Origin of the sequence: Coprococcus sp. AF51-11b1 (assembly GCF_027682785.1) — a bacterium.
GTDB lineage: Bacteria > Bacillota > Clostridia > Lachnospirales > Lachnospiraceae > Allocoprococcus > Allocoprococcus comes.
The window spans coordinates 1-10,693 of sequence record NZ_JAQCZB010000023.1; the positions used below are offsets into that span (position 1 = coordinate 1).

At 35.4% G+C, this 10,693-nt stretch carries 12 protein-coding genes and 2 pseudogenes; 5 read left to right on the forward strand and 9 right to left on the reverse strand.

Annotated features, from left to right (window positions below):
• Nucleotides 1-146: 146 nt before the first annotated feature.
• Together PGY05_RS16045 and PGY05_RS16050 are read left to right on the forward strand one after the other, a co-directional pair.
• Nucleotides 147-1,127: pseudogene (locus PGY05_RS16045) on the forward strand (transposase); the annotation flags it as partial.
• Between the two features lie 391 nt (nucleotides 1,128-1,518).
• Nucleotides 1,519-2,070: pseudogene (locus PGY05_RS16050) on the forward strand (transposase); the annotation flags it as partial.
• 173 nt (nucleotides 2,071-2,243) lie between these two features.
• On the opposite strand, the gene PGY05_RS16055 reads toward PGY05_RS16050, so the two are convergent.
• The 4 genes from PGY05_RS16055 to PGY05_RS16070 all read right to left on the reverse strand — a co-directional run bounded on the left by PGY05_RS16055 (nucleotide 2,244) and on the right by PGY05_RS16070 (nucleotide 4,766).
• Entirely contained in the window at nucleotides 2,244-3,434 is a 1,191-nt protein-coding gene (locus PGY05_RS16055) for a site-specific integrase (protein WP_003062094.1), read from the reverse strand.
• 77 nt (nucleotides 3,435-3,511) lie between these two features.
• The gene (locus PGY05_RS16060; protein WP_002322728.1) at nucleotides 3,512-3,715 is read right to left on the reverse strand and encodes an excisionase; all 204 of its coding nucleotides are present in this window, start codon (nucleotides 3,713-3,715) and stop codon (nucleotides 3,512-3,514) included.
• Between the two features lie 373 nt (nucleotides 3,716-4,088).
• Nucleotides 4,089-4,343, reverse strand: coding sequence for a helix-turn-helix domain-containing protein (locus tag PGY05_RS16065; RefSeq protein ID WP_002322727.1), 255 nt, complete (start codon nucleotides 4,341-4,343; stop codon nucleotides 4,089-4,091).
• Nucleotides 4,344-4,346: 3 nt separating this feature from the next.
• Nucleotides 4,347-4,766 carry an RNA polymerase sigma factor gene (locus PGY05_RS16070; protein WP_003061815.1) on the reverse strand — a complete coding sequence of 140 codons (420 nt, stop codon included), beginning with the start codon at nucleotides 4,764-4,766 and terminating at the stop codon, nucleotides 4,347-4,349.
• A gap of 415 nt (nucleotides 4,767-5,181) precedes the next feature.
• Between PGY05_RS16070 and PGY05_RS16805 the strand changes: the two genes are divergently transcribed.
• The 3 genes from PGY05_RS16805 (at nucleotide 5,182) to PGY05_RS16080 (ending at nucleotide 7,332) form a co-directional block, all read left to right on the forward strand.
• On the forward strand, nucleotides 5,182-5,634 hold the full coding sequence (locus PGY05_RS16805; protein WP_147356731.1) for a DUF6431 domain-containing protein: 453 nt from the start codon (nucleotides 5,182-5,184) through the stop codon (nucleotides 5,632-5,634).
• A gap of 109 nt (nucleotides 5,635-5,743) precedes the next feature.
• Entirely contained in the window at nucleotides 5,744-7,147 is a 1,404-nt protein-coding gene (locus PGY05_RS16075; protein WP_106986894.1) for an ISL3 family transposase, read from the forward strand.
• The gene (locus tag PGY05_RS16080; RefSeq protein ID WP_048922995.1) at nucleotides 7,144-7,332 is read left to right on the forward strand and encodes a hypothetical protein; all 189 of its coding nucleotides are present in this window, start codon (nucleotides 7,144-7,146) and stop codon (nucleotides 7,330-7,332) included. The genes PGY05_RS16075 and PGY05_RS16080 overlap by 4 nt, the downstream gene beginning before the upstream one ends.
• A gap of 105 nt (nucleotides 7,333-7,437) precedes the next feature.
• Here PGY05_RS16080 and PGY05_RS16085 read toward each other — a convergent pair whose 3' ends face one another.
• The 5 genes from PGY05_RS16085 to PGY05_RS16105 all read right to left on the reverse strand — a co-directional run bounded on the left by PGY05_RS16085 (nucleotide 7,438) and on the right by PGY05_RS16105 (nucleotide 10,436).
• A complete protein-coding gene (locus PGY05_RS16085) occupies nucleotides 7,438-7,722 on the reverse strand; it encodes a topoisomerase C-terminal repeat-containing protein (protein WP_002326770.1) in 285 nt (94 codons plus the stop codon).
• Between the two features lie 145 nt (nucleotides 7,723-7,867).
• On the reverse strand, nucleotides 7,868-8,605 hold the full coding sequence (gene erm(B) / locus PGY05_RS16090; RefSeq protein ID WP_001038795.1) for a 23S rRNA (adenine(2058)-N(6))-methyltransferase Erm(B): 738 nt from the start codon (nucleotides 8,603-8,605) through the stop codon (nucleotides 7,868-7,870).
• A gap of 124 nt (nucleotides 8,606-8,729) precedes the next feature.
• On the reverse strand, nucleotides 8,730-8,813 hold the full coding sequence (locus tag PGY05_RS16095) for a 23S rRNA methyltransferase attenuation leader peptide (RefSeq protein ID WP_001814874.1): 84 nt from the start codon (nucleotides 8,811-8,813) through the stop codon (nucleotides 8,730-8,732).
• 20 nt (nucleotides 8,814-8,833) lie between these two features.
• Nucleotides 8,834-9,676, reverse strand: a complete 843-nt coding sequence (locus tag PGY05_RS16100; RefSeq protein WP_003060411.1) for an FtsX-like permease family protein — start codon at nucleotides 9,674-9,676, stop codon at nucleotides 8,834-8,836.
• Nucleotides 9,666-10,436, reverse strand: a complete 771-nt coding sequence (locus tag PGY05_RS16105) for an ABC transporter ATP-binding protein (protein ID WP_003061398.1) — start codon at nucleotides 10,434-10,436, stop codon at nucleotides 9,666-9,668. The genes PGY05_RS16100 and PGY05_RS16105 overlap by 11 nt, the downstream gene beginning before the upstream one ends.
• Nucleotides 10,437-10,693 lie beyond the last annotated feature (257 nt).

Sequence of the window (10,693 nt, forward strand, 5' to 3'; positions counted from 1 at the left end):
AAAGGGGCTGTCGGGAAATAGATAGTTCCAAAGCAGGGAGGGTATGACTCACAACGAGTCATACCCTCCCTGAATTTATCTGAAAAAAGAAAAAAAGATGGCTAACGACAACCATCTTTCTCTCCGTTACATGTTATAATGTAACTATGCTAACAACTAATTATTATAACGATTTTTTTGAGTTTGGGCAACAGAAAATTAACTTTAGTTTCTTCGAATTGAGTTTACCTGACGACGATCCAGTCTATACCCTGAAAAAAGTGATGGAGGAATTAGATTTTTCTGGCTTGTTAGCCAATTGTTCAGATAAGGGAAGAACCGGGTACAACCCAATTATGATGTATGCTGTAGTTACCTATGCAAATATGCGTGGAATACGTTCTGTTGACCGTATTGTTGATCTGTGTGAAAGAGACCTTGCTTTTATCTGGCTGACGCGCGGACAAAAACCGAAACGTGATGCTTTTTATGACTTTAAAAACAGGAAGCTGACATCTGATGTCCTGGATGATCTGAATTACCAGTTTATGCGGCGGCTGCAGAAAGAAGGGCTGGTCACATTAAAAGAACTTTTTATTGACGGTACAAAGATAGAGGCAAATGCGAACCGTTATACTTTTGTATGGCGCGGAAGCATCAATTACCATCTGGCAGGACTTCTGGACTCTATCGACCAGCTTTTTGAAAAATATAATTCTTTTTTGCAGGAGAATGATTATGGAACAAAGTACGAGCTGGGAAATGCACAGATGTTTGTGATCGAAGGGATGGATAAAGTCCGAGAAGTGATCGAAAAGAACAGAAAACGAAAGCTTGTAAAACATAAAAAGCTTTCAAATAACCGTATTATAGAGATCGATAACTGTTCACCGCTTGAAATACGGAAACTCCAGAACAATCTCACGATGATCGCAGACAACGAGGGAATCGAATTCGTTTACGGAAAAGGAAAAAGAAAACCTGCACTTCAACAGCTGCATGAGGAACTGGAACAATGCGGAAAACGACTGATGGAATATAAAGAATGCTTTGAGATCATGGGAAAAGACAGAAACAGTTATTCCAAAACAGATCTGGAAGCGACTTTTATGCGTATGAAAGAAGATCACATGCTGAACGGACAGTTAAAGCCAGCATATAATGTTCAGATCGCGGTAGAGAATTATTTTATCGTACATGGATATGTAAGCAGCGACCGCACCGATTATAATACCCTGATCCCGGTCCTTGAAAAACATAAGAATGCTTTCGGGAGTATTCTGGAAGAAGTAACTGCGGACAGCGGGTACTGTAGTGAAAAAAATCTGCTTTATTTAAAACGGAATGAAATATCCAGTTATATAAAACTGCAGGATCATGAAAAGCGAAAAACACACGCTTATTCAGAAGATATCAGTAAATATTACAACATGCGGACAGGGATCTTTGAAGATGAACAGTTCTATATCTGCCATGACGGACGTGAACTTCGGCATCTCAGGACAGAGAGCAAAGAGCAGGATGGATATACACAGACCTTTGAGGTATAAAAAACGGAATGAAATATCCAGTTATATAAAACTGCAGGATCATGAAAAGCGAAAAACACGCGCTTATTCAGAAGATATCAGTAAATATTACAACATGAGGACAGGGATCTTTGAAGATGAACAGTTCTATATCTGCCATGACGGACGTGAACTGCGGCATCTCAGGACAGAGAGCAAAGAGCAGGATGGATATACACAGACCTTTGAGGTATATGGTTGTGCAGACTGCAGCGGATGTGAACATAAAGCGCGCTGTCTGTATAAGTATGATGCGGAAAAAGATGCCGAAAAGAACAAAGTCATGAAGATCAATGAACAATGGGAGGAACTGAAAGAAAGATCGCATGCCAATATCCAGAGTGAACGCGGGATCCTGAAACGCCAGACACGTTCCATTCAGACGGAAGGACATTTTGGAGATATCAAGGAAAATGAGAACTTCCGGCGTTTTAATTACCGTTCGGCAGATAAGGTATATAAAGAATTCATGCTGTATGCTATTGGAAGAAATATAAATAAATATCATCGTTTTTTATCATAAAAACTTACTAAATTTCTGATTATCTTTTCATAAGTTGGTAAATGCCGATATATCCCGTATTTTAGGGCTTTATCGGTATTTTCTTTTTGGAAGATACCTTGCATAAGCTGGCATTTACCAGCATGAAAATGCAACCAAAAGTAGTAAATGAGTAGTAAATATAAGCTCCGATATTAACAAGCCAGTCTTTCCAGTTCTGCTTTTGCAGATTGAAATGTACCGTGTGCATAATAGCCAAGTGTCATGGTTATGTTAGCGTGTCCCATAAGATATTGCAGGGTGTTTGGGTTCATTCCTCTGTTTGCCATATTCGTACAGTAAGTATGTCGGAATGAATGTGGTGTGATGTTCGGTAACTTGTCCGTGTGATACTTGTTATACTTCTTAATTAGTCCTCGCACCATGCCCTCATAGTTTCCTGCAACTTTAGGTAAGCCCTCACGGTTCAAGAATAGGAAATTGCTATAACCACCTACAATCAACGGTTGTGCCTTTCCTCTGTTCTTTAGTATTCTTTGGATTGCTTGATAAGCCCGTTCTGTCAATGGAAGTTCTCGTTTTCCGTTTTTGGTCTTTGGCGTTTCAATATAGTAGCCGATTTCGCTGTCTTTCAATAACTGGTGGTCTATATTGAGTATTCTGTTCTGCATATCAATATGCGTCGTTAGTCCGCAAAATTCAGAAATACGAAGTCCCGTTTCCAGCAGAAGCACAACCTCATCATAATACTTGCTGTAAATCTTATCCTTTTCCATAAAGGCAAGCAGGCGTTCTTCCTGCTCTGGTGTAAGGATAACTTTCTGCTCCGTATCATCTTCCAGAACATCACTTAGCTTAAATTCAAACGGGTTCTTTCTGATACAGTCGTCTTGTATCGCCATGTAAAATGACGCTTTCAAGGAACGCTTGTAGTTATCAATCGTTTTATAGGCGTATCCTTTTTCGCTCATTCTGATAGCCCATTCTTTAGCGTCCGACTGCTTAACAGTATCAATCGCCCTCATACCCAATGGGTCATTTTTCAGAGCGTTCATAAGATACTGTCGTCCTTTTTCAGTAGCCCTCTTGATGTTCTTTCTTTGGCTGTTCTTCTTGTCGTAGAGCTGGCAGACTGTCATTTTACCGCCTGCTGTATCGATACCGTCGTTAAGGTCTTTTTTAATCTGTGTTTCTTTTTCCCTCAACGATATATCATCACGCTTTCCAGCAGGTGTCTTGTCTGTCGGTACAAGTTTCCAAGAATAGATAAATTGTGGCTTTCCGTATATATCGGTATATTTATAAACGTATCTTCCGTCTTTTCGCTGGCTCTCTCCATTACGCAAATTGCGATTTTTACTGTCTTTTCGTTTTACATTAGACATAGTGTAAAGCTCCTTTCCGTCATGGAACGAGCCGTGATACGCTATATTTATTATACCATATCTACGGCTCAATGACATTAGATTTCGTCCAATGTATCTATGATTTTTTCAAATTGTTTTCGCTTAATCTGAATACGGTTGCCGTTCACGATAACCCAGCCAGCGTCAAGATTTTCTTCGGCTAATTTACGCAATTTCTTTTCGCCAATGCGGAAGTATTTGGACGCTTCTTCAACCGTCAGCGTATATTTTTCCCAAATAGGCACATCAGTATTGTTCATAATCTATGCACCCCCCTTTACTGTGTGTCGTTTTTTACAAGCAGGCAGACGGCTTTGGAAAGCTCCATTAGTATCTCAACTATTCCCATTCTTGTGGGCAGAACCGCACCATGCGGACGTATCATTATTCTGTGAGGATAGGTCGTGGCAAAACAACTTTTCCAACAGTCGCTCTCGGATCACTGCGTGGGTCGCTCGCTTTCTTTTGAAAAGGTCGTGGCGTACAGTCCCCGTGGCTCGCCATCTCACAAACGTATCTGTCTGCTTTATTCAGTTGTCAAAGAGCTGTGGTGAAAGCGTGTTGCTTTCATATAAAAGCAGGTGGCAGAGCAGGAAAGAGGGGGATATTAAATCATGCTCCGCTAAAAACTGCTTATTCTTCTGGTTCTAAGTCCATATCTTCAATATCAAAACCTAAAATCATTTTGATAAGTGCTTCTCTGATACGTCCTTTTAATTCCATATCTACAACGATATAAACATTGCCGTATTCATCATAAAGTGAACGCAAACAGCACTTTGATATGTAAGGGTCATAAAATGCCAGTAATTTTTCAATCGCTTTTTCGTTTCCGTCCATAGCTGATGAAATCAAGTAATAAGACGGTTTCTTAAATAACTGTTTCATTTTCTAATGTTCCTCCTTGAGTATTTTTTTCATAGTTTCCAAAGCGTGATGTCGGTTTCTAAATACACCGCTTTGCGTGATTTTCTGCAAGTTGGCAATTTCACTTTCTGTCATTTCCAAGAAGTAATACATCAACAGAGTATTGCGTTTTCTTTCTGGAAGTTTCTTCAAGGCTTCTGCCAATTCATCATCAAGGACACGAATATCAATGCCACATACTGAAAAGATTGTATAATCTGTTTCGTAGTCGTCCCAAACAGCCATTTTATCAACAAGGACATCTGGCAATTCGCTGAAAGATATTTCTTTATTCTTACGACGGTTTAATTCCTTGTAATAATCTTTCACGACACTACGGACAACTTTCTTTAAACAACTTTCAAAACGACATTGAACTGTTTTCTGGAAGTCAGACGGTTTCATCAATCTCACCTCCTTTCCTTTATGATTTGAAAAGTGTTTATCCCTCTTTCCGCACCATATAAGGACAGCTAGGTGTGATTTAATGACCTCTTTTGAAAAATTTTTTAAATTTTTTCGGGTATGAAAAAAGCCCGCACAAAACATATAGTCTGTACGAGCCTTTAAAGCTAAAACATAGTAATATTGTATCATTAAGAATCACAGGTTTTATTTCAAGCCATGATATTTGAAACTGCTTTTCAAAATCTTGTGGTTTTAATATATGTAGTAAAAACAGACCTCTTCTGTTTCATGAGGTCTGCTTTTTTGCTTTATATTACTTTGATATCATGTCATAATTATTTAAATATATAGAAAGTAAAAAGGATGATACCCAACATCGCCAAACGTCACTTATCATCCTCTGTCAAAAGACATGATTATAATAACTGATTACTCTATAAAACTCAATACTTCCAAAGCTAAAAATGATTTTGATGCTCTTATAAAATTCAGAAAACTATATTCTGATCTCATTTCTTCATTTTCTTTATCTTCTATTGAATGCACCTGTGGCAGTCATAACTGGCATATGCATTCTTCCTATTCTCGCTTCTATGATTTTCTTGGAAGAAAAATCAAAGTTTCCATTCAGCGTATTATCTGTGCTTCATGCGGTAAAACTCATGCTCTGCTTATTGAAGATATGATTCCTTTTTCTACTTTTACATTCTCTCAAATCATCGACTGTCTTGATGATCCTGATTTCTCTGTGGATAACTTTCACAGATCTTTTCTGATCAACAAATATTATAACGTTGAACAAAATTACCGTTCATACTGTCAAATAAACCGAAGAAATCATATGCTTATTTTTCTTCCAACATAACTTTTATCTTTTTTTCTGTTCTTTTCATTATCATTTAAGTAAAGATAAACAGAAGGAGATGATTTTGAAATGAATTTGAACAAATTTTTATATAGCGCTGGTGATTTCTATGAAACCTGATACCAATACTATGTCCACTGATCACAACAGTGATGTATTAAAAATATTTGGTATTGATAGTAACATCATTGAACATTACGATATCTTCCATAGAAAAGATGGTGTCCATATTATCTTGAAACTTATAAACAGAGAACAGCGTTGCCCTGTTTGCCAGACCAGAACAACTAAAGTTGTCAATTACATAGATAAGAAAATAAAACATTCTGTTGTTTCCACTTCCTCTTGTTTCATTGATTATCATGCCCGACGTTACAGATGTCCTGCATGCAACAAGACTTTTTATGAATCCAATCCTTTTACTTTTGGAACGGAAAGGATCTCGTCAGCTACCGTTTATAGTGTTCTGCAGGATCTTAAAAAGCCATTTGAAACATTTAAAAGTGTTGGTGAAAGATATCATATATCCACCAATACAGTCATCAACATATTTGACAGATATATCAGTACACCAAGGCTTCCCATGCCATCTGTACTTTCAATAGATGAAGTATATGTTCCAACCGATGACAGAAACAAATATCTCTGCATACTTTTTGATTTTGAAACAAAGATGATCATCGATGTCCTGCCATCAAGACATAAAAATGTGTTATCGGCCTATTTTCATAGCGTTCCTCTTGATGAAAGAAAAAATGTTGAATATATGTCATCCGATATGTGGGTATCCTACCACGACATATCAAAAATATTCTTACCCGATACTATCAGGACAATTGACAGATTCCACCTCCTTATGGAGTTTTCAAAAAAATTTAATTCAATCAGATGTGAAACAATGAAAAAATATGCACTTACTAAAAATGCCTATCAGAAAGAAAAAACAAAAAGAAAACTGAAACCTGATGAAGAAGCAATCTATAGAGAAGCATGTATCAACTATTACGCCTTTAAAAAATTCAGCTGGCTTTTCTATAAAACTGATTCTGATATTTTAAATCCAAACAACGATAAGAAGTTCAACAGGGTATTCAACCGATATATGAATTTTTATGATATCCATGAACATATCTGTTCATGTGATAATGGTTTTGAAGAAATATGCAATCTAAAATATGATCTCGATATGTTCTTTAAAAACAGTACAGTCGAAACCGCAAAAGAGAACCTTGAAAATTTAATAAAGGATTTTAAAGAAAATGACCGTGATGAAATGAAGAACTTCGCAGGTACTCTTTCCCGTTGGAAAAATGAAATCATTTATTCTTTTACGATCATCGGTGAATCAACTATCAATAACGGGCGCATAGAAAATATAAACCGAACGATTAAGACCATCAAAAGAAATGCGAACGGATATAAAAACTTTGAGCGCTTAAGAAGACGCATAATGTGGTGTGTAAACAAGCAGGGAAATATAATACTCAGTCAAAGAAAGGAAAATGAATCATGAAAAAATATACAGTGATTGTAGATGAAGATTATCAGGCGTTTAATGAAAACTGCAATATAACGCTAGATGAAATTGATTTAAAAATACAGGCCCTAAACAAGGAGTTGGAAGACATAAAGAATATAGCTTTGAAAAACTATGATATCCTAGATAAACTTTTCGAACTCAGACATGTAGATTTTTAGACAATATAAAACCATGAGGTGTCTCATTTGAGATTTGCCTCATGGTTTCTCATTAGCTCTATTTCAAAAATATCATGTTATTTCATAAAGCCAGGGCTTTTATGTTTATTTTGAAAAAGAGATAAAATCAATATATCCCTTTTCCCCAATTTTTACAACGGCATTGTAGGGCTTTTTCTCTTTGTTTTTGATTCCTTTTACCAGGGTTTCTTTTCCCTCCAGTAATTCTTTTACATTCGTTTTGGTTAGTTTTTTCTTTCTAAAATGTTCAGCTAAAGTAAACTTACATTCAGGATAATTTGAACAACCATAAAACGATTTTTTTAATACAATATTGTTGCCACACTTAGGACATTTTCCTACAAGGGGTCCCGAGCGCTTAGTGGGAATTTGTACCCCTTATCGATACAAATTCCCCGTAGGCGCTAGGGACCTCTTTAGCTTCTTGGAAGCTGTCAGTAGTATATCTAATAATTTATCTCCATTCCCTTTAGTAACGTGTAACTTTCCAAATTTAAAAAAGCGACTCATAGAATTATTTCCTCCCGTTAAATAATAGATAACTATTAAAAATAGACAATACTTGCTCATAAGTAATGGTACTTAAATTGTTTACTTTGGCGTGTTTCATTGCTTGATGAAACTGATTTTTAGTAAACAGTTGACGATATTCTCGATTGACCCATTTTGAAACAAAGTACGTATATAGCTTCCAATATTTATCTGGAACATCTGTGGTATGGCGGGTAAGTTTTATTAAGACACTGTTTACTTTTGGTTTAGGATGAAAGCATTCCGCTGGCAGCTTAAGCAATTGCTGAATCGAGACTTGAGTGTGCAAGAGCAACCCTAGTGTTCGGTGAATATCCAAGGTACGCTTGTAGAATCCTTCTTCAACAATCAGATAGATGTCAGACGCACGGCTTTCAAAAACCACTTTTTTAATAATTTGTGTGCTTAAATGGTAAGGAATATTCCCAACAATTTTATACCTCTGTTTGTTAGGGAATTGAAACTGTAGAATATCTTGGTGAATTAAAGTGACACGAGTATTCAGTTTTAATTTTTCTGACGATAAGTTGAATAGATGACTGTCTAATTCAATAGACGTTACCTGTTTACTTATTTTAGCCAGTTTCGTCGTTAAATGCCCTTTACCTGTTCCAATTTCGTAAACGGTATCGGTTTCTTTTAAATTCAATTGTTTTATTATTTGGTTGAGTACTTTTTCACTCGTTAAAAAGTTTTGAGAATATTTTATATTTTTGTTCATGTAATCACTCCTGAAGTGATTACATCTGTAAATAAATACAGAAGTTAAACGATTTGTTTGTAATTTTAGTTATCTGTTTAAAAAGTCATAAGATTAGTCACTGGTAGGAATTAATCTAACGTATTTATTTATCTGCGTAATCACTGTTTTTAGTCTGTTTCAAAACAGTAGATGTTTTATCTACATTACGCATTTGGAATACCAACATGACGAATCCCTCCTTCTTAATTACAAATTTTTAGCATCTAATTTAACTTCAATTCCTATTATACAAAATTTTAAGATAACAGTCAAGAACATATCTGCACAAGTTGTAGATATACCATAAATGCTGATAATCAACATGATTACGCTTACCATCAAATAAGTAAGTGTTTCTTGCTTATTAAAATTATCCATAGTACAACGTGAATTCCAGAGAAAAAGAGAAATCGCACCAAGAATAATACTTAAAACAAAAATGACATTTCTTTTTTTACTGTCACGGAACATTTTCTTTTCATTTTGTTTGTCAAAATAAAGAAAATCACGTATCGTCATTTTACTTATTCTTCTTAATAGATTAAGCAAAACCAAAACATAAATAGTTAAAAAATAAATTATCAATAGTCCAATAGAAACGAAATTCAAAGAAATAAAGAGAGTTTTTGGAATACCCAGTAAGTTTACAATTACTAACGACACAAACTGGCTGAATAAAAAGCCAATAGGAATAGCTAATACAAATGCTAAAATTCCCAACAGTATATTTTCAATTACAACTAAGTGGGCAATTTCTTTTTTCTTAATGCCAAGAAGCATATATGTTCCTAATTCTTTACTTCTTTTTTCAAACATAAATTTCGTTGTATAGTTGATCAAAAAGCATATCACAAAAATAATAAGAATATTTACAGCGAACAATGAATTCTTAAATGCATCCATACTGGAACATAACTTTACAATTTCATCAGAATTTGCCACCAAATTAAAAGCAAATATAAGAGAAAAGGATGCAGTAACGGTTATCAGATAAATCAAATAATCTTTAATATTTCTTTTTGTATTTCTATACGCTAACTTACCTAACATTTCCCACTTCACCTCCGAGCAAGGTTAATATATCCAGTATTTCATTGAAGAAATCTTTTCTGCTTTTTTCCCCTCTGAAAATTTCATTGAATATTTTACCGTCTTTCAAGAACAAAATACGTTCACAGAAAGACGCACTAAACGGGTCATGTGTTACCATTAAAATAGTAGCCTGCATTTTCTTGTTGATTTCAGACATTGTTTCCAGTAATAATCTGGAAGCTTTTGAGTCCAAAGCTCCCGTCGGTTCATCAGCTAAAATCAGTTTCGGTTCATTGATTAAGGCTCTAGCACAAGCACAACGCTGTTTTTGTCCGCCAGAAACTTCATAAGGAAATTTCGATAAAATATCACGAATACCCAATTTATCGGCGATAGCATGAACTCTTTTCTCAATATCAGTAGGGTTCTGTTTGTTGATAACCAATGATAAAGAAATGTTTTCTCCAATCGTTAAAGTATCTAAAAGGTTGAAATCTTGAAAAATGAACCCTAAATTTTCACGTCTGAAATCAGCAAAATCTTTATCCTTGATTTTGGTAATATCTTGATTATTGACTGTAATGTGTCCGCTGGTTACAGTATCAATCGTAGAGATACAGTTTAATAGGGTAGTCTTTCCAGAACCACTAGCTCCCATGATTGCGACAAATTCGCCCTTATCTACATACATAGAAATACCGTCTACTGCCTTTGTGATATTTCCAGAGTTACCCCCGTAGTATTTTTTTACTTGCTCTAAATTTAAAATGTGTTCCATTAAAAATCGCTCCTTTCTTCCTGCCACATTTATTTGTTTTGGAATACAATTAAATTATAGCAAGGGCAGTATTCAATTACACTTACAGTTTTGAAAGTAAACAGAGAGTAAAAGAGCCGTGATAATGCAGATCACAATTTTGTGAAGCATTTCCACGACCCTTTTATTATAATTTTGCCTTTGTCTTTTTCGTAATGATATAAATATATTCTTCTGGTGTAGGGCGTTTATTCCCAAAATACTTTTTGAAATTTGCC

Coding starts and splice junctions, on each gene's coding strand:
- PGY05_RS16055 (WP_003062094.1), bottom strand. CDS start 3,434: ATGTCTAATGTAAAACGAAAAGACAGTAAAAATCGCAATTTGCGTAAT.
- PGY05_RS16060 (WP_002322728.1), bottom strand. CDS start 3,715: ATGAACAATACTGATGTGCCTATTTGGGAAAAATATACGCTGACGGTT.
- PGY05_RS16065 (WP_002322727.1), bottom strand. CDS start 4,343: ATGAAACAGTTATTTAAGAAACCGTCTTATTACTTGATTTCATCAGCT.
- PGY05_RS16070 (WP_003061815.1), bottom strand. CDS start 4,766: ATGAAACCGTCTGACTTCCAGAAAACAGTTCAATGTCGTTTTGAAAGT.
- PGY05_RS16805 (WP_147356731.1), top strand. CDS start 5,182: ATGATTATAATAACTGATTACTCTATAAAACTCAATACTTCCAAAGCT.
- PGY05_RS16075 (WP_106986894.1), top strand. CDS start 5,744: ATGAAACCTGATACCAATACTATGTCCACTGATCACAACAGTGATGTA.
- PGY05_RS16080 (WP_048922995.1), top strand. CDS start 7,144: ATGAAAAAATATACAGTGATTGTAGATGAAGATTATCAGGCGTTTAAT.
- PGY05_RS16095 (WP_001814874.1), bottom strand. CDS start 8,813: ATGTTGGTATTCCAAATGCGTAATGTAGATAAAACATCTACTGTTTTG.
- PGY05_RS16100 (WP_003060411.1), bottom strand. CDS start 9,676: ATGTTAGGTAAGTTAGCGTATAGAAATACAAAAAGAAATATTAAAGAT.
- PGY05_RS16105 (WP_003061398.1), bottom strand. CDS start 10,436: ATGGAACACATTTTAAATTTAGAGCAAGTAAAAAAATACTACGGGGGT.